Consider the following 17763-nt stretch of genomic DNA (forward strand, 5'->3'; position numbering starts at 1 on the left):
TACAGGTGCGCCGTGCTCCGTGCGTCACATGGTGCGTGTGCCGCGCTCCGTGCCTGCCGTGCCGTGCGCGCGCCGCCTTTCCGCGCGCCCACAGTCCCCGTATGTCAGAGAACTCCGCATCCGCTGTCCCGTCCAGGGGCTGGCCGGGCCGGATGGCATTTGCTCGCGCGCCCCGGTCGTGCGCCCCGGCTTCCCGGTCGTGGTGGCGGGTGCCGGGAGCGGCACGCCTGCTGCTCGCTCCTCACAGTCTTACCCGACACGCGGGACGCAGCACGTCGAGGGCTCCGGGCCCGGTGCGGCACGGGTTCGTGGCGGTCGTTCCGGGCCGGGTAATGTCGCTCGCGGGTGCCCGTCCACGGTCGGCGCGTACGACACGCTACGTACCGTCTTGGTGTGAGCTGTGTGACTTCTCCGCAGATCTGCGCACCCGCCCTCCTCCGGACGCATCAGCGGCAACTGACTGGTACGTGCAAATTATTTGGGATGCCCCGGAATAGGAACACCGGAGCCCTCAGGCTCGTTATCACGACGTGAGCACGACACCACCTGTACTTGCCGCAGAGCTGGCACAGGCGTGGGCCGACATTCAGCGGTACCACTCCGAGCTGCCCGATCTTGCCGCGCCAGAGTCCCTGATCGGAGAGTCCTCGTCCGCCTGTGGCGCCGAGCTCTCCTTCGAACGACTGCTCCACGAGGCAGTCCACGGCATCGCCGCCGCACGAGGTGTCCGGGACACCTCGCGGGCCGGCCGCTACCACAACCGACGCTTCCTCGCGATCGCCGAGGAGCTGGGCCTCGACCATGCCGAGGAGCCCCACCCCAGCAGCGGATTCTCGTTGGTGACGCTGAATCCCGAGGCCAGACGCAGATACCGCCCGACGATGGAACGGCTCCAGCGTGCGCTCAAGGCGCACACCGTGGCCACCGCCGCCGACACCAAGCGTTCCTTCCGCGGCCCCGCCGCCCGGCACGGCTCCTCCGGAGGAGGCGTGCGGGTCAAGGCCGTCTGTGACTGCGGACGCAATGTCCGCGTCGTTCCCTCGGTCCTCGCCCAGGCGCCGATCGTCTGCGGCGGGTGCGGCAAGCCGTTCCGTATCCCCGAAGCGGCGGTCGCGGTGGGGTGACCCGATGTGGTGTGGCACAATGGCTAGCTGTACTCGACAGTCGCATAGGACCCCTCTCTCCTCCGGCTGACGCGTCCGTCGGGCACTCCGAGTACCGCAACCCCACGTGGCATCTTGTTGTGCCCAACCACGTCATAGACCAGGAGACACCACTTCCGTGGCAGTCAAGATCAAGCTGAAGCGTCTGGGCAAGATCCGTTCGCCTCACTACCGCATCGTCGTCGCCGACTCCCGTACCCGCCGTGACGGCAGGGCCATCGAGGAGATCGGCCTGTACCACCCGGTGCAGAACCCCTCGCGCATCGAGGTCAACGCAGAGCGCGCGCAGTACTGGCTGTCCGTCGGCGCCCAGCCGACCGAGCCCGTCCTCGCGATCCTGAAGCTCACCGGTGACTGGCAGGCCCACAAGGGCCTCCCGGCCCCCGCGCCGCTGCTGCAGCCGGAGCCCAAGGCCGACAAGCGCGCCCTGTTCGAGGCCCTTACCTCGGACGGCGACGAGGCCAAGGGTGAGGCCATCACCCAGAAGGCCAAGAAGTCGGACAAGAAGGCGGACGAGGCGGCCGACGCTGCCGCGTCCACCGAGTCGACCGAGGCCTGAGCATGCTCGAGGAGGCTCTTGAGCACCTCGTGAAGGGCATCGTCGACAACCCCGACGATGTGCAGGTCGCCTCGCGTGACCTGCGCCGTGGACGTGTGCTCGAGGTCCGGGTTCACCCTGACGACCTCGGCAAGGTGATCGGCCGTAACGGCCGCACCGCGCGCGCCCTGCGTACCGTCGTGGGTGCCATCGGTGGTCGTGGTATCCGTGTCGACCTCGTCGATGTGGACCAGGTTCGCTGAAAGAGTTGAACACCGGCCGGGGCCGGGGAGGGCTTTCGAGCCGTCCCCGGCCTTTGTCGTCCCTACATCATCACCGGGAGAAGTAGCGTGCAGTTGGTAGTTGCGCGGATCGGTCGCGCCCACGGCATCAAGGGCGAGGTCACCGTCGAGGTGCGCACCGACGAGCCCGAGCTCCGGCTCGGGCCCGGGGCCGTCCTGGCCACGGAGCCGGCGGAGACGGGGCCCCTGACGATCGAGGCCGGCCGGGTGCACAGCGGCAGGCTGCTGCTGCGGTTCGCGGGCGTACGGGACCGTACGGCGGCCGAGGCGCTCCGCAACACCCTGCTGATCGCCGACGTGGACCCGGAGGAACTTCCCGAGGACCCCGAGGAGTTCTACGACCACCAGCTGATGGACCTCGACGTGGTCCTCGCGGACGGTACGGAGATCGGCCGGATCACCGAGATCACGCATCTGCCGTCCCAGGACCTGTTCATCGTGGAGCGTCCGGACGGCAGCGAGGTGATGATCCCGTTCGTCGAGGAGATCGTCAGCGAGATCGATCTGGAGGAGCAGCGGGCCGTCATCACACCGCCGCCCGGCCTGATCGACGAGAGCGAGGCCGTCGTCGCGTCCACGCGTGACGCGGAGGACGAGGACGAGGCCGCCGACGGGGGAGACGGTACGGCGGCCGACACGAACGGCGACGCGGCCACGAAGGGCGACGCGTGATGCGGCTCGACGTCGTCACGATCTTCCCCGAGTACCTGGAACCGCTGAACGTCTCGCTCGTCGGCAAGGCGCGCTCCCGGGGCAGCCTGGACGTGCAGGTCCACGACCTGCGGGACTGGACGTACGACCGGCACAACACGGTGGACGACACCCCGTACGGCGGCGGCCCCGGCATGGTCATGAAGACCGAGCCGTGGGGCGAGGCCCTCGACGAGGCGCTGGCCGACGGCTACGAGGCCGGGGCGCACTCCCCGGTGCTCGTTGTGCCCACACCCAGCGGGAGGCCGTTCACCCAGGAGCTGGCCGTCGAGCTCTCGGAACGGCCGTGGCTGATCTTCGCCCCCGCGCGGTACGAGGGCATCGACCGCAGGGTGACGGAGGAGTACGCCACCCGGATGCCGGTCGTCGAGGTGTCCATCGGCGACTACGTCCTGGCCGGCGGGGAAGCCGCCGTCCTGGTGATCACGGAGGCGGTGGCCCGGCTGCTGCCCGGAGTGCTCGGCAACGCGGAATCGCACCGGGACGACTCCTTCGCGCCCGGGGCCATGGCCGACCTGCTCGAAGGGCCGGTGTACACGAAGCCCCCCGAGTGGCGCGGGCGCGGTATTCCGGACGTCCTGCTCAGCGGTCACCACGGCAGGATCGCCCGCTGGCGCAGGGACGAGGCCTTCCGCCGTACCGCCCTCAACCGGCCCGATCTCATCGAGCGTCGCGACGCCGCGGGCTTCGACAAGAAGGACCGCGAGATCCTCTCCATCCTCGGCTGGTCCCCGGAGCCGGGCGGACGATTTTGGCGAAGGCCCGAGGCCGTGGAAGAATAGGTCCGCTGTACGTCCGGCGTGCGCCCCTGCCACAGGGGGAACGACGCCCGCCCGATGCGATCAGCATCCGAACTTCACCCTCTCCCGTCGATGACCTGTGGCATCGGCGAAGAAAGCAGACAACATGGCTTCCCTGCTCGATGGCGTCAACGCCGCCTCGCTCCGTACCGACCTCCCGGCGTTCCGCCCCGGTGACACGGTCAACGTCCACGTGCGCGTGATCGAGGGCAACCGCTCCCGTATCCAGCAGTTCAAGGGCATCGTCATCCGCCGCCAGGGCTCGGGCGTCAGCGAGACCTTCACGGTCCGCAAGGTCTCCTTCAGCGTCGGCGTCGAGCGCACCTTCCCGGTGCACAGCCCGATCTTCGAGAAGATCGAGCTCGTCACCCGCGGTGACGTCCGTCGCGCCAAGCTGTACTTCCTCCGTGAGCTGCGCGGCAAGGCCGCGAAGATCAAGGAGAAGCGCGACCGCTGATTCCCCTCCGGCGTCCACAGCGCAGCCGGATAGAATCCGGCTCCGATGGACACGGAAGCACAGCACACGGAGCGCGATCGCTCCTCCGCCCCCGCAGACGGGACGGAGGAGGGGTCGCGCTTCGCGCATGTCACGGACCGCGCCGCCGAGACGATGTCCTGGGGGCGGGCCGTGTTCCTGGGGATGCTCTGCACGGTCGCCCTGCTGCTGTTCAGCGCGTTCGTGCTGCAGCCCTTCCTCATTCCCAGCCGCTCGATGGAACCCACGCTGAAGGTGGGGGACCGGGTGCTCGTCAACAAACTGGCGTACCGTTTCGGCTCCGAGCCACGGCGTGGTGACGTGGTGGTCTTCGACGGCACCGGCTCCTTCGTGCAGGAGTCGCCCGACGAGAACCCCGTCACCGCCCTGCTGAGCGGGGCGGCCGCGTCCCTGGGGCTGGCCGAACCCGCCGAGACCGACTTCGTGAAGCGGGTGGTGGGCGTGGGGGGCGATCGCGTGGTCTGCTGCGACGAGCGGGGGAGGCTCGAGGTGAACGGCAGCCCGGTGGACGAGGAGTACCTGTACCCGGGCGGCAAGCCGTCCGAGGTCGCCTTCGACATCGTGGTGCCCGACGGCACGCTGTGGGTGATGGGCGACCACCGCGGCAACTCGCGTGACTCCCGCGACCACCTGGGACAGCCTGGAGGCGGAATGGTGCCCGTAGAGCGGGTGATCGGGCGCGTCGACTGGCTGGGCTGGCCGCTCGGCAGGATCGGCTCCCTGGAGGGCACCGGTGCCTTCACCGGCATACGGCCGCCGGGCGCCTCGCATGGGTAACCGGGGGCGCAGGCGCGGAGAACCGGGCACGGACGTTCCGCTGCCCACCGGGAGCCGGCCGACCACGGCCCGCTCGCTGCCGACCCGGGCCGAACGCCGCAAACTGGCCCGCAAGGTGAAGCGTCGTCGGCGCAGGTCCGCGATCAAGGAGATACCGCTCCTCGTCCTGGTGGCGCTGCTGATAGCCCTGATGCTCAAGACCTTCCTCGTGCAGGCCTTCGTGATCCCGTCCGGATCGATGGAGCAGACCATCCGGATCGGCGACCGGGTACTCGTCGACAAACTGACACCGTGGTTCGGCTCCGAACCGCAGCGCGGTGACGTCGTCGTCTTCAAGGACCCCGGCGGCTGGCTGCAGCAGGAGAACGCCGACACCCAGGACCCGCCGGTCGGCGTCAAACAGGTCAAGGAACTCCTGACGTTCATCGGACTGCTGCCCTCCGACGACGAGCAGGATCTGATCAAGCGTGTGGTGGCCGTCGGGGGCGACACCGTGAAGTGCTGCGGCACGGACGGCAAGGTCACCGTCAACGGCGTACCGCTCGACGAGCCCTACCTGCATCCCGGCAACGAGCCGTCCACGCTCCAATTCGAGGTAAAGGTTCCGCAGGGCCGCATCTTCGTGATGGGGGACCACCGGTCCAATTCGGCCGACTCCCGGTTTCACCTCGACGAACCGGGCGAGGGCACGGTCTCGGAGGACGAGGTCGTGGGGCGGGCTGTCGTGATCGCCTGGCCGTTTGGTCACTGGCGGAGGCTCGAGGAGCCCGGAACGTTCGCCTCGGTCCCCGACGGGAGCGCCGGGACGACGGCTGGGGCGGTCCCGTCGAATAGTGTGTCCTCCCAGGATCGCAACGGAATGGTCCTGCTCCCGACCCCTGCGGAACTCCCGCTCGTTATGGGAGTGGTGGGCCTGCGCCGAATCGCGCGTGGGCGGTGGCACGGAGTGAGGAGTGGATGTGGGGGATTTGGCGGTCGGCGCACGATCCGGACACGACGAACCCGAGGACCGGCCCTCGAACGGCGGGATCCCGGTGGAGGCGGAGGGTGACGACGACTCCCGGGGCGGCAGTACGGCGCAGAAGAAGCCGCGCTCCTTCTGGAAGGAATTGCCGATCCTCATCGGCATCGCGCTCATTCTCGCGCTGCTGATCAAGACGTTCCTGGTGCAGGCGTTCTCGATCCCCTCGGACTCCATGCAGAACACGCTGCAGCGGGGCGACCGGGTGCTGGTCGACAAGCTGACGCCGTGGTTCGGCTCGGAGCCCGAGCGCGGCGAGGTCGTCGTCTTCCACGACCCGGGCGGCTGGCTGGAGGACACCGCGACGCCCGAACCGAACGCGGTGCAGAAGTTCCTGAGCTTCATCGGACTGATGCCGTCCGCCGAGGAGAAGGACCTGATCAAGCGTGTGATCGCGATCGGTGGCGACACCGTGCAGTGCAAGAAGAACGGGCCGGTGACGGTCAACGGCAAGGCGCTGGACGACAAGTCGTTCATCTTCGAGGGCAACAGTGCCTGCGACGACGAGCCCTTCGGGCCGATCAAGGTGCCCGAGGGCCGGATCTGGGTGATGGGTGACCACCGCCAGAATTCGCTGGACTCCCGCTACCACCAGGAACTGCCCGGACAGGGCACGGTGTCCACGGACGAGGTCGTCGGACGGGCCATCGTCATCGCATGGCCGGTCAACCGCTGGGCGACCCTGCCGGTCCCGAGCACCTTCGACCAGCCGGGGCTGAACGCCGCGGCGGCCGTGGTGCCGGGAGCACTCGGTGTAGCCGGAGCGCTGCCCCTCGTGTTCTGGCGTCGCCGGAGGCTGACCAGCGGGCGTACCGACGGGTAGGGTGCCGACTCGGATCAGCGATTGTCGATCTCCGACGGGGAGCGCTGGGATGAGTGGAACAGGACGTACGGATGGCGGCCGCGGTCGGCTCGGCAACACGTTGTCGAACCTGGCCGTGGCCGTCGGCTGTGTGCTCTTCCTCGGCGGCTTCGCCTGGGGAGCGATGGTGTACAAGCCGTACACCGTGCCGACGGACTCGATGTCCCCGACGGTGAACGCCGGGGAACGGGTGCTCGCGCAGCGGATAGAGGGCGCCGACGTACGGCGCGGAGATGTGGTCGTCTTCACGGATTCGACCTGGGGCGACGTGCCGATGGTGAAGCGGGTCGTCGGAGTGGGCGGGGACAAGGTCGCCTGCTGCGACGCCGACGGACGGCTGACCGTCAACGGCAATCCCATCGAAGAACCGTATCTGCGGGCGAAGGGCGGGGCCGCGCTCGTCCCGACCGACGGCGGGGGCCCTGCCTCCGTCCAGAACTTCACCGCCGAGGTGCCCGACGGGCAGCTCTTCCTCCTCGGGGACGAGCGGGCGACCTCGATGGACTCGCGGGTGCACCTGGAGGACCCGGGGCAGGGTTCGGTACCGCGCGGCGCCGTGGAGGCACGGGTGGATGCCGTGGCCTGGCCCATGAACGGCATGCTCGACCGGCCGGCGGCCTTCGCGGCGCTGCCCGGCGGGGTGTCGTCCAGCGGGCCGCTGCCGCTGCAGATCGGGGCCCTGGTGGTGGGCGTGCTCCTCATCCTCGGCGGGGCCTCCTACGGGCCGCTCGCGGCCCGTTCCGCCCGCAGGAAGCGGCCGGGGGTCTCCTCCGGTGACCGCTGAGGCACGCAAGGTCGCACGGGTCGTGCTCCTGGACCCTGACGACCGGATTCTGCTGCTCCACGGTTTCGAGCCCGCGGACCCGGCGACGAGCTGGTGGTTCACACCGGGCGGCGGCCTGGAGGGCGACGAAAGCCGGGAGGACGCGGCCTTGCGCGAGCTCGCCGAGGAAACGGGCATCACGGACGTCGAGCTCGGCCCCGTGCTGTGGACCCGGATCTGCTCGTTCCCGTTCGACGGGCGGCGCTGGGACCAGGACGAGTGGTACTTCCTGGCTCGAACGGCACAGACCGCCACGGACCAGAAGGGCCTCACGGAACTGGAGCGGCGCAGTGTTGCCGGTCTGAGGTGGTGGACTTCCGCCGAACTTCTCACGACGCGTGAGACGGTGTACCCGACCAGGCTCGCCGGGCTGCTGCGCACGCTGCTCGACGAGGGTTCCCCACGCGTTCCGCTGGTTCTCGCCCCCGAAATCGTCTAATAGGCCAGGGGCGCGGGTGGCTGACGCACAATGGGGGGACGCACGGCTGAAGGGGAACATGCCATGAGCGCCGAGGACCTCGAGAAGTACGAGACCGAGATGGAGCTGAAGCTCTACCGGGAGTACCGCGACGTCGTCGGTCTGTTCAAATACGTGATCGAGACCGAGCGGCGTTTCTACCTCACCAACGACTACGAGATGCAGGTGCACTCGGTCCAGGGCGAGGTCTTCTTCGAGGTCTCCATGGCGGACGCGTGGGTCTGGGACATGTACCGGCCTGCCAGGTTCGTCAAGCAGGTGCGCGTGCTGACCTTCAAGGACGTGAACATCGAGGAGCTCAACAAGAGCGATCTCGAACTTCCGGGCAGCTGAATCCGGGCATCCGGCTTTCCCGTAGAGGTTCCGGCCCGCGGCTGGTGAACACGGCCGGGTGGTGGGGCGCGGTGAGAGCTGACAGAAGGGGCCCGGGCACGGATCGAGCCACTGCTGCCCCCGCGGGAGAGCGGAGGCGAGGCAGCAGACGGCGTTGATCACCACCAGGTGGTCGACACGATCCTGTGGAGACTCCGCACCGGCGCCCCGCTCCTTGCCCACGGCTCGGTCTCGCCTGCCCGGCTTGGCCGCAGGCAGGGTGAGACCGACCGGTGCGGCTCAGAGGGTTCGGTGGCGCGCCAGGTCGGCTTCCGAGTGGTTGATCCGCCCTCACGCGGGCCTCCGTCCGGGCTGTCCCACTCGTCCGGGTGGCCGGGATATACACAACGACCGGGTTATCCACCAAGATCCAACAGATCGGGCGGGGCGCGTCAGAGTCGGTACCGGAGGTGGTGCCGATATGAACGCACGGGGGGCACTCGGGCGGTACGGCGAGGACGTGGCGGCACGGCTGCTGGCCGACGCTGGCATGTCCGTACTGCAACGCAACTGGCGTTGTCGCACGGGAGAGATCGACATCGTGGCCAGGGACGGCGACGCGGTGGTCGTCTGCGAGGTGAAGACCCGAAGGGCGGGATCCTTCGAGCATCCGATGGAGGCCGTCACACCGGCCAAGGCCGACCGGCTGCGGCGGCTCGCCGAGGTCTGGCTCGACCGGCACGGCGGACCGCCACCGGGCGGGGTCAGGATCGATCTGGTCGGTGTGGTCCTGCCCAGGCGCGGGGCGCCGGTCGTCGAGCATGTGCGGGGCGTGGCCTGATGGGGTTCGCGCGGGCGTGTTCGGTGGCGCTGGTGGGCGTCGAGGGTGTGGTGGTGGAGGTCCAGGCCGACCTGGAGCCGGGCGTGGCGGCGTTCACGCTGGTCGGGCTTCCGGACAAGAGCCTGGTGGAAAGCCGGGACAGGGTCAGGGCCGCCGTGGTGAACTCCGGGGCCGAGTGGCCGCAGAAGAAGCTCACGGTAGGGCTGTCCCCGGCCTCCGTGCCGAAGAGCGGATCGGGATTCGACCTCGCCGTCGCGTGCGCGGTTCTCGGTGCGGCGGAGCGGATCGATCCGGCGGCGATCGCCGATGTGGTGATGATCGGGGAGCTGGGGCTGGACGGCCGGGTGCACCCGGTGCGCGGGGTGCTGCCCGCGGTGCTCGCGGCGGCGGAGGCGGGCTATCGCCAGGTCGTCGTTCCCGAGCACACCGCGGGGGAGGCCGCCCTCGTACCGGGCGTCTCCGTCCTCGGCGTACGGAGCCTGCGCCAGCTGATCGCCGTGCTCGGCGACGAACCGGTGCCGGACGAGCCCGGCGCCGACCGGGGCCGTCCCGACGCCAGGCCGGCCGGGCTGATGCTGCCGGGTGCGGGCGTCGGCGCGGGACTCGCCGTGCTCGGTGCCGCCGGTGCGGGGCACCGGCCCGATCTGGCGGACGTCGCAGGTCAGGCCAGGGCGCGCAAGGCGCTGGAGGTCGCGGCGGCAGGCGGGCACCATCTGATGCTCTCGGGGCCGCCCGGTGCGGGGAAGACCATGCTGGCCGAGCGGCTCACGGCGATCCTGCCGCCGCTGACCCGGCAGGAATCCCTCGAAGTGACGGCGGTCCACTCGGTGGCGGGCATCCTCCCGCCGGGCGAACCCCTGGTCACCAGGGCGCCTTACTGCGCACCGCACCACTCGGCGACGATGCAGTCGCTCGTGGGCGGTGGCAACGGCCTGCCGCGGCCGGGAGCGGTCTCGCTGGCCCACCGGGGCGTGCTCTTCCTGGACGAGGCCCCGGAATTCTCGGCGCGGGCACTGGACGCGCTGCGCCAGCCCCTGGAATCCGGGCACGTGGTGGTCGCCCGGGCGGCGGGGGTGGTGCGGCTGCCCGCCCGGTTCCTGATGATCCTGGCCGCGAACCCCTGCCCGTGCGGCCGGCACACACTGATCGGTGCGGGCTGCGAGTGCCCGCCTTCGGTGATCCGCCGGTACCAGGCCAGGCTCTCCGGCCCGCTGCTGGACCGGGTGGACCTCCGGGTCGAGGTCGAGCCGGTCGACCGGGCGGACCTGATGGGGCGTGGCGTCCGGGGGGAGACCTCGGCCGAGGTCGCCGACCGGGTGCGGCAGGCCCGGGTACGGGCCGCCGAACGGCTGGCGGGCACCTCCTGGACCACCAACAGCGAGGTGCCTGGCCATGAGCTCCGCACCCGGCTGCTCGCGGCTCCCGGGGCGCTGATGGCGGCCGAGCGGGACATGGAGCGGGGCATCCTCACCGCCCGTGGCCTGGACCGGGTCCTGCGCGTGGCGTGGACGGTGGCCGATCTGAGAGCGGCCGACCGCCCGGACGCCTCCGACATCGCGGTGGCCCTGGAGCTGCGGACCGGCATCCATCGCGGCGTCCCGATGCACGCCGGTGCCCGGTGAACGGCCCGCGCGCCGACGGCCTGCCGACTGCGGGTATGCGCACCGTCGAGGGTTCCCCCACCGTCCCCGTCCCCGTCCCTGTCCCCGTCCCCGGTCTGCCTGTTGCGGGCGAACCGCCGGCCTCCGGCATCGCGCAGGCCGTCAGTGACCGTGAGCGGATGGCGCGGGCCGCCCTGACCCGCGTGTTCGAGCCGGGGGACGAACGAGGAGGCCGCTGGCTCCGGGAGACCGGCGCCAGCGAGCTGATACGGCGTCTCACCGACGGGGACGGCTCGGCGCGGGCGCTGAGGGGGATGACCGCCGCGCGGCTCGGCGGATTCCGCTTGCGGGCCGCGACGGCCGACCCCGGCCGGGACCTCGCGGACGCGGCCGCTGCAGGCGCGCGGTTCGTCTGTCCCGGCGACCGGGAGTGGCCCACCCAGCTCGACGACCTGGGTGACGCGCGGCCCATCGGGCTCTGGGTGCGCGGTCGGCCGGACCTGCGGTTGTGGGCGCTGCGTTCGGTCGCCGTGGTCGGCGCCCGGGCCTGCACACCGTACGGGGCGCACATGGCGGCGACCCTCGCTGCGGGGCTGGCCGAGCGTGGCTGGGTGGTGGTGTCCGGCGCCGCGTTCGGGGTCGACGGCGCGGCCCATCGCGGGGCGCTGGCCGCGGGCGGGGCGACCCTGGCGGTGCTGGCCTGCGGGGTGGACGTCGCCTACCCCCGGGGGCACGCCGAGCTCATCGGACGGATGGTGGAACAGGGACTGGTCATCGGAGAGTTGCCGCCGTCGGACCATCCGACGCGCAGCAGATTCATCCTCCGGAACAGGGTGATCGCTGCGCTCACCCGCGGGACGGTCGTGGTGGAGGCCGAATTCCGCAGCGGATCGCTGGTCACCGCAAGGAACGCGCAGCGGCTGGGCAGGTTCACCATGGGGGTGCCCGGGCCAGCCACCAGCGGGCTGTCGGCCGGGGTCCATGAACTCCTCCGGGGCGAGGGCGTCCTGGTCACCGACGCCGCCGAAATCTGCGAGCTGGTGGGCGAGATGGGCGACCTCGCCCCCGTCCGGAGGGGCCCCGTGCTGCCACGGGACCTGCTCGACGACGTCTCCGCACGGGTCCTGGACGCGCTGCCCGGGCAGGGGGCGATCCGCGGGCGGGACGTGGCCCGTGGATCGGGGACCTCGACGGACGAAGCACTCGGGCGGTTGTACGAACTGCACTCACTGGGGTTCGTCGAACGCGAGGGCGACGGATGGCGGTTGACGCGGGGACCGACACGCAATGGGGACGCGCGGCGAGGCGGTACTTGACCCGGGGCATTCGGGTGAAAAGGTATGCCGACGACCTCGGCGGTGCCTGGTCGGGCCTCCGGAGCTGGTGAACGGCGCCGGACCGGAGGGCCGGCCGTGTCCGACGACGGAGGAAATGAAACGGAATCACACAGCGCGGATCCATTGTCCGGCGCGCACCGCAACACTTCAGTCACGCTACGCTCACAAGGAATCCGCCCCAGAGACACGTCCCAGCACTTCACGGCAGAACGGCTCAAGGCACCACATGCCCCAGCACACCTCCGGGTCTGACCGCGCGGCAGTACCACCGGCTGCGCGTGGCACTGTGCGCCCTCCAGCCCCTTCCTCGCTGGAGGAGTTGTGGCGTTCCTACAAGACCACGGGGGACGGGCGGCTGCGGGAGCAGCTGATCCTGCACTACTCGCCGCTGGTCAAGTACGTGGCGGGCCGGGTGAGTGTGGGCCTGCCGTCCAACGTGGAGCAGGCGGACTTCGTCTCCTCGGGGGTCTTCGGGCTGATCGACGCCATCGAGAAGTTCGACATCGAGCGCGCCATCAAGTTCGAGACCTACGCGATCACCAGGATCCGCGGCGCGATGATCGACGAACTGCGGGCACTGGACTGGATCCCGAGGTCCGTGCGGCAGAAGGCGCGCAACGTCGAACGCGCCTACGCCACGCTGGAGGCCCAGCTGCGGCGTACGCCGTCCGAGGCCGAGGTCGCCGCGGAGATGGGCATCGCGCTGGAGGAACTGCACGCTGTTTTCAGCCAGTTGTCACTCGCCAACGTGGTGGCGCTGGAGGAACTGCTGCACGTCGGCGGTGAGAGCGGCGACCGGCTGAGCCTGATGGACACCCTCGAGGACACCGCCGCCGACAACCCGGTCGAGGTCGCCGAGGACCGCGAGCTGAGACGGCTGCTCGCCCGCGCCATCAACACCCTCCCGGAACGGGAGAAGACCGTGGTCACCCTCTACTACTACGAGGGACTCACCCTCGCCGAGATCGGCAACGTCCTCGGGGTCACCGAGAGCCGTGTCAGCCAGATCCACACGAAGTCGGTGCTGCAGCTCCGCGCGAAACTGGCCGACGCCGGACGCTGAGCCCGGGCGGCTTCGGCCACCCGATCGCGGACACGCACCTCCCGCCGGACACCTGCCGCCGTAGAGTGGAGGCGTGCCCAGGATTCGAGCGGCCTCCGTGGCCGAGCACCGGACCATGCAGCGCGGCGCCCTCCTGGACGCCGCGCGCTCCCTGCTGTCCGAGGGCGGTACGGAGGCGCTGACCTTCCCCGCTCTCGCCGAGCGCACGGGCCTCGCCAGGTCCTCCGTCTACGAGTACTTCCGCTCCCGCGCGGCCGTGGTCGAGGAGCTCTGCGCCGTCGACTTCCCCGTCTGGGCGGCCGAGGTCGAGAGCGCGATGGGCCGGGCCGACAGCCCCGAGGAGAAGATCGAGGCGTATGTGCGCCGACAGCTCGGTCTGGTCGGGGACCGGCGGCACCGGGCCGTCGTCGCGATCTCGGCGAGCGAGCTGGACGCGGGCGCGCGGGAGAAGATCCGGGCCGCGCACGGCGGACTGATCGCCATGATCGTCGAGGCCCTGGGCGATCTGGGCCACACCGAGCCGAGGCTCGCCGCGATGCTGTTGCAGGGCTCCGTGGACGCGGCGGTTCGCCGCATCGAGCTGGGTGCGGAGGAGCCGGGCCTCGTCGCCGACGCCGCCGTGGCCATGGTCCTGCGCGGCGTACGGGGCTGAGCCGGCCCGTACCCCACGCTGCCGTCGCCAGGAGCAGCACCGCGAGCGGCCCGTATCCCGCCGACGCGTGCGCCAGCGGCCCGTACCCCGCCGGTGAGTGCGCCAGCGGCCCGTACCCCGCCGGTGAGTGCGCCCGCCTTCCGTAGCCCGCCGTGCCATGCCTGCTCATGCCGGGACCGGCCGTGCGCCGGGCTGGGGCGGTCCCCGGCAGCGGTACGCCGAACACCGGCAGCAGCCGGGACGGCCCCCTGTGCAGCAGTGACGGCGGGAGCAGTGACAGCGGATCCAGATAGACGTCGCCGCGCCGCAGCCCCCAGTGCAGACAGCCGGACGCGCAGTGGGACGGCCCCGGCCCCGTCATCCCCACCGCCTGCCCCGCGACCACCTCGTCGCCCTTCCCGACCCGCGCCAGGACCGGCTCGTACGTGAAGCGCAGCGCGGGCTCGCCGCTCCCGGCCACCTCGACGGAGAGCACCCCGCGCCCCGCCACCTGCCCCGCGAAAACGACCCGGCCCGGGGCCGCGGCCCGCACCGGTGTACCCGGCGGGGCGGCGAGGTCGACGCCGCGATGGCCCGGCCCGTACGGACCGGCGGGCGGCTCCCACCCCCGTACGACGAGGGGCCGCCCGGCGAGCGGCCAGGCCCGGTCGTCGACCGGTGCGGGCATCCGTGGTGCGGCCGCCGCCCCGGTGCGGAACCCTCCCGACAGCACCACGAGCAGTGCCGTCAGCACGGTCAGCAGGGCCGTCGCGACCCGCCGCGCGGGCGGGCCGGCGCAGGGCATGCGCGGGATGGCTCCAGGTGTGGGGTGCATGACGGAACGATCTCCCGGCCGCCCGTTCCGCGGGGATCATGGTCCGGATCTGTGGACAGCCGACCCGTTGTGGACATCGCCGTCACCCGGCACCCGACGGGTCCCGTACACTTCTTCTGGCGATCCGGGTCACCGGGTCGACTTCGCACGCCCCGCCACCTCCCTCTCTGTGGAGGTGGCCGCGCTCCTCGGTCCCTCGTGGCACGGCGCGTCGGGGCGTCAGGCGCGACAGCAATCCTGCGGTCGCGATAACCGAGTACCTCAAGGAGTACGGCCATGGCCGTCGTCACGATGCGGGAGCTGCTGGAAAGCGGCGTCCACTTCGGTCACCAGACCCGTCGCTGGAACCCGAAGATGAAGCGCTTCATCTTCACCGAGCGCAACGGCATCTACATCATCGACCTGCTCCAGTCGCTGTCGTACATCGACCGCGCCTACGAGTTCGTCAAGGAGACCGTCGCCCACGGCGGCTCCATCATGTTCGTGGGTACGAAGAAGCAGGCGCAGGAGGCCATCGCCGAGCAGGCGACGCGCGTCGGCATGCCGTACGTCAACCAGCGTTGGCTCGGTGGCATGCTCACCAACTTCTCCACCGTCTACAAGCGCCTTCAGCGTCTGAAGGAGCTCGAGCTCATCGACTTCGAGGACGTGGCCGCCTCCGGCCTCACCAAGAAGGAGCTCCTGGTCCTCTCCCGCGAGAAGGCCAAGCTGGAGAAGACCCTCGGTGGTATCCGCGAGATGCAGAAGGTGCCGAGCGCCGTCTGGATCGTCGACACCAAGAAGGAGCACATCGCCGTCGGTGAGGCGCGCAAGCTCCACATCCCGGTCGTCGCGATCCTCGACACCAACTGCGACCCCGACGAGGTCGACTACAAGATTCCGGGCAACGACGACGCGATCCGCTCCGTCACCCTGCTCACCCGCGTGATCGCCGACGCCGTCGCCGAGGGCCTCATCGCCCGTTCCGGTGCCGCCACCGGTGACTCGAAGCCGGGCGAGAAGGCCGCCGGCGAGCCGCTCGCCGAGTGGGAGCGCGACCTGCTCGAGGGCGAGAAGAAGGACGACGCCGAGGTTCAGTCCTCCGCCGAGACCGAGAAGGCCGCCGACGCCGAGCCGGCCGCCGCCGCTGCCGAGCAGGACGAGGCCCCGGCTGCCGAGGCCCCCGCCGCCGAGACCGAGGCTCCGGCCGCGGACGGCGAGCAGGCCTGACACCCGTCAGTCACGGCTGAAGACGGCGGGGGCCGGTGCGCAGGCACCGCCCCCGCCGTTCACCCGTAGATCTTTCAGACTTCGAGAGAGAAAACAGACTCATGGCGAACTACACCGCCGCTGACGTCAAGAAGCTCCGCGAGCTCACCGGCGCCGGCATGATGGACTGCAAGAAGGCGCTCGACGAGGCCGACGGCAACGTCGACGGCGCCGTCGAGGCGCTCCGTATCAAGGGCCAGAAGGGCGTCGCCAAGCGCGAAGGCCGTTCTGCCGAGAACGGTGCCGTCGTCTCCCTCATCTCCGAGGACAAGACGTCCGGCGTCCTGCTCGAGCTGAAGTGCGAGACGGACTTCGTCGCCAAGGGCGAGAAGTTCCAGACCGTCGCCAACACGCTCGCCGCGCACGTTGCCGCGACCTCCCCGGCCGACATCGAGGCGCTGCTCGCCTCGGAGATCGAGGCCGGCAAGACCGTCCAGGCGTACGTGGACGAGGCCAACGCCAACCTCGGCGAGAAGATCGTCCTGGACCGCTTCGCGCAGTTCACCGGCGGTTTCGTGGCTGCGTACATGCACCGCACGATGCCCGACCTCCCGCCGCAGGTCGGCGTCCTCGTCCAGCTGGACAAGGAGAACGCCGAGGTCGCCAAGGACGTCGCGCAGCACATCGCCGCCTTCGCGCCGAAGTACCTCAACCGCGACGAGGTCCCGGCCGAGACGGTCGAGAACGAGCGTCGTGTCGCCGAGGCCACCTCGCGTGAGGAGGGCAAGCCCGAGGCCGCCCTCCCGAAGATCGTCGAGGGTCGCGTCAACGGCTTCTTCAAGGACGTCGTCGTCCTGGAGCAGGCGTTCGCCAAGGACAACAAGAAGTCGGTCCAGAAGGTCCTGGACGAGGCCGGCGTCAGCCTGACGCGCTTCGCGCGCATCAAGGTCGGCATCTGAGTCCGTCCGCGAACAACGGTGGACCCCGATAGGGTCTGGTGCAGTCGTCGGCCGCACCCATGCCGGACGACCGCAGAACTGACGAGGAGGCCATTGCCGCTGAGGGACAACAGACCCACGGCAATGGCCTTCTTCGTATGTGCACGAGGAGAATCTCCATGAACAAGGGCGCGGACGCCACACAGGGTGACCACAAGCGCGACGACGGCAAGATTTCCGGACGCTTCATGCTGAAGCTGTCCGGCGAGGCCTTCGCCGGCGGCGGGGGTCTCGGTGTCGACCCCGATGTCGTGCACGCCATCGCCCGCGAGATCGCCGCGGTCGTACGAGACGGCGCGGAGATCGCGATCGTCATCGGCGGCGGCAACTTCTTCCGTGGCGCCGAGCTCCAGCAGCGCGGCATGGACCGGGCGCGGTCCGACTACATGGGCATGCTCGGCACGGTCATGAACTGCCTGGCGCTGCAGGACTTCCTGGAGAAGGAAGGCATCGACTCGCGCGTCCAGACCGCCATCACCATGGGCCAGGTCGCGGAGCCCTACATCCCGCTCCGTGCCGTACGGCACATGGAGAAGGGGCGTGTCGTGATCTTCGGTGCCGGTATGGGGATGCCGTACTTCTCCACCGACACGACGGCCGCCCAGCGCGCCCTGGAGATCGACGCCGAGGCGCTCCTGATGGGCAAGAACGGGGTGGACGGGGTCTACGACTCCGACCCGAGGACCAACCCCGGCGCGGTGAAGTTCGACGCACTGGAGTACGGCGAGGTCATCGCCCGCGACCTCAAGGTCGCCGACGCCACCGCGATCACGCTCTGCCGCGACAACCAGCTCCCGATCCTCGTCTTCGAGCTGACCGCGGAGGGCAATATCGCCCGTGCGGTCAAGGGTGAGAAGATCGGCACGCTCGTGAGCGACCGGAGCACCCGGGCCTGACGGCCCAAAGGATGGACAACGGCCTGCCGGTCGGACACCGTGCAGGTGAGGACGCGACGCAGGATCCGCAGGGCCCGACGATGCCGGGTC

General features: G+C 70.3%; 20 protein-coding genes and 1 pseudogene. 20 read left to right on the forward strand and 1 reads right to left on the reverse strand.

The genetic code is table 11. From position 1 onward, the window contains the following. The first annotated feature begins 530 nt into the window (after nt 1-530). From OG524_RS26510 to OG524_RS26590, 17 genes are all read left to right on the forward strand, one after another. Entirely contained in the window at nt 531-1124 is a 594-nt protein-coding gene (locus OG524_RS26510) for a hypothetical protein (protein WP_405388358.1), read from the forward strand. 157 nt (nt 1125-1281) lie between these two features. Then, complete coding sequence (gene rpsP / locus OG524_RS26515) at nt 1282-1722, forward strand: 30S ribosomal protein S16 (protein ID WP_384500429.1); 441 nt, start codon at nt 1282-1284, stop codon at nt 1720-1722. A gap of 2 nt (nt 1723-1724) precedes the next feature. Beyond that, nucleotides 1725-1964 carry an RNA-binding protein gene (locus tag OG524_RS26520; protein WP_014153811.1) on the forward strand — a complete coding sequence of 80 codons (240 nt, stop codon included), beginning with the start codon at nt 1725-1727 and terminating at the stop codon, nt 1962-1964. A gap of 87 nt (nt 1965-2051) precedes the next feature. After that, the gene (gene rimM / locus OG524_RS26525) at nt 2052-2675 is read left to right on the forward strand and encodes a ribosome maturation factor RimM (protein ID WP_405388357.1); all 624 of its coding nucleotides are present in this window, start codon (nt 2052-2054) and stop codon (nt 2673-2675) included. After that, the gene (trmD, locus tag OG524_RS26530; protein ID WP_405812505.1) at nt 2675-3496 is read left to right on the forward strand and encodes a tRNA (guanosine(37)-N1)-methyltransferase TrmD; all 822 of its coding nucleotides are present in this window, start codon (nt 2675-2677) and stop codon (nt 3494-3496) included. The genes rimM and trmD overlap by 1 nt, the downstream gene beginning before the upstream one ends. Nucleotides 3497-3620: 124 nt before the next feature. Next, a complete protein-coding gene (gene rplS, locus OG524_RS26535) occupies nt 3621-3971 on the forward strand; it encodes a 50S ribosomal protein L19 (RefSeq protein ID WP_014048592.1) in 351 nt (116 codons plus the stop codon). A gap of 45 nt (nt 3972-4016) precedes the next feature. Then, nucleotides 4017-4787 (forward strand): signal peptidase I, encoded by a 771-nt coding sequence (lepB, locus tag OG524_RS26540; RefSeq protein WP_405388356.1) that lies wholly within the window; start codon nt 4017-4019, stop codon nt 4785-4787. Further along, a complete protein-coding gene (gene lepB, locus OG524_RS26545; protein ID WP_405388355.1) occupies nt 4780-5838 on the forward strand; it encodes a signal peptidase I in 1059 nt (352 codons plus the stop codon). The genes lepB (OG524_RS26540) and lepB (OG524_RS26545) overlap by 8 nt, the downstream gene beginning before the upstream one ends. Beyond that, entirely contained in the window at nt 5756-6631 is an 876-nt protein-coding gene (lepB, locus tag OG524_RS26550; RefSeq protein WP_405393085.1) for a signal peptidase I, read from the forward strand. The genes lepB (OG524_RS26545) and lepB (OG524_RS26550) overlap by 83 nt, the downstream gene beginning before the upstream one ends. 49 nt (nt 6632-6680) lie before the next feature. Beyond that, nucleotides 6681-7454 carry a signal peptidase I gene (gene lepB / locus OG524_RS26555; protein WP_405388353.1) on the forward strand — a complete coding sequence of 258 codons (774 nt, stop codon included), beginning with the start codon at nt 6681-6683 and terminating at the stop codon, nt 7452-7454. After that, a complete protein-coding gene (locus tag OG524_RS26560; protein ID WP_405388352.1) occupies nt 7444-7932 on the forward strand; it encodes an NUDIX hydrolase in 489 nt (162 codons plus the stop codon). The genes lepB (OG524_RS26555) and OG524_RS26560 overlap by 11 nt, the downstream gene beginning before the upstream one ends. A gap of 63 nt (nt 7933-7995) precedes the next feature. Next, nucleotides 7996-8304, forward strand: a complete 309-nt coding sequence (locus OG524_RS26565; protein ID WP_005311352.1) for a DUF2469 domain-containing protein — start codon at nt 7996-7998, stop codon at nt 8302-8304. A gap of 460 nt (nt 8305-8764) precedes the next feature. After that, nucleotides 8765-9124 carry a YraN family protein gene (locus tag OG524_RS26570; RefSeq protein ID WP_384500417.1) on the forward strand — a complete coding sequence of 120 codons (360 nt, stop codon included), beginning with the start codon at nt 8765-8767 and terminating at the stop codon, nt 9122-9124. Beyond that, a complete protein-coding gene (locus tag OG524_RS26575; protein WP_405388351.1) occupies nt 9124-10746 on the forward strand; it encodes a YifB family Mg chelatase-like AAA ATPase in 1623 nt (540 codons plus the stop codon). Before OG524_RS26570 ends, OG524_RS26575 begins: the two co-directional genes overlap by 1 nt. A gap of 158 nt (nt 10747-10904) precedes the next feature. Further along, nucleotides 10905-12041, forward strand: coding sequence for a DNA-processing protein DprA (gene dprA, locus OG524_RS26580; RefSeq protein ID WP_405393084.1), 1137 nt, complete (start codon nt 10905-10907; stop codon nt 12039-12041). 247 nt (nt 12042-12288) lie between these two features. After that, nucleotides 12289-13125, forward strand: coding sequence for an RNA polymerase sigma factor WhiG (gene whiG / locus OG524_RS26585; RefSeq protein WP_405388350.1), 837 nt, complete (start codon nt 12289-12291; stop codon nt 13123-13125). A gap of 97 nt (nt 13126-13222) precedes the next feature. After that, entirely contained in the window at nt 13223-13777 is a 555-nt protein-coding gene (locus tag OG524_RS26590; RefSeq protein ID WP_405393083.1) for a TetR/AcrR family transcriptional regulator, read from the forward strand. Between the two features lie 340 nt (nt 13778-14117). Here OG524_RS26590 and OG524_RS26595 read toward each other — a convergent pair. Beyond that, nucleotides 14118-14591 (reverse strand): annotated as a pseudogene (locus OG524_RS26595) (peptidoglycan DD-metalloendopeptidase family protein); the annotation flags it as partial. Between the two features lie 276 nt (nt 14592-14867). Here OG524_RS26595 and rpsB point away from each other — a divergent pair. From rpsB to pyrH, 3 genes are all read left to right on the forward strand, one after another. Beyond that, nucleotides 14868-15800, forward strand: a complete 933-nt coding sequence (rpsB, locus tag OG524_RS26600; protein ID WP_405388349.1) for a 30S ribosomal protein S2 — start codon at nt 14868-14870, stop codon at nt 15798-15800. A 101-nt stretch (nt 15801-15901) separates the two neighbouring features. After that, nucleotides 15902-16738 carry a translation elongation factor Ts gene (gene tsf / locus OG524_RS26605; RefSeq protein WP_384500411.1) on the forward strand — a complete coding sequence of 279 codons (837 nt, stop codon included), beginning with the start codon at nt 15902-15904 and terminating at the stop codon, nt 16736-16738. A 158-nt stretch (nt 16739-16896) separates the two neighbouring features. Further along, complete coding sequence (pyrH, locus tag OG524_RS26610) at nt 16897-17673, forward strand: UMP kinase (RefSeq protein ID WP_405388348.1); 777 nt, start codon at nt 16897-16899, stop codon at nt 17671-17673. Nucleotides 17674-17763: the final 90 nt, after the last annotated feature.

This window comes from Streptomyces sp. NBC_01520 (assembly GCF_045040375.1).
In the GTDB taxonomy this organism is placed as follows: Bacteria; Actinomycetota; Actinomycetes; order Streptomycetales; family Streptomycetaceae; genus Streptomyces.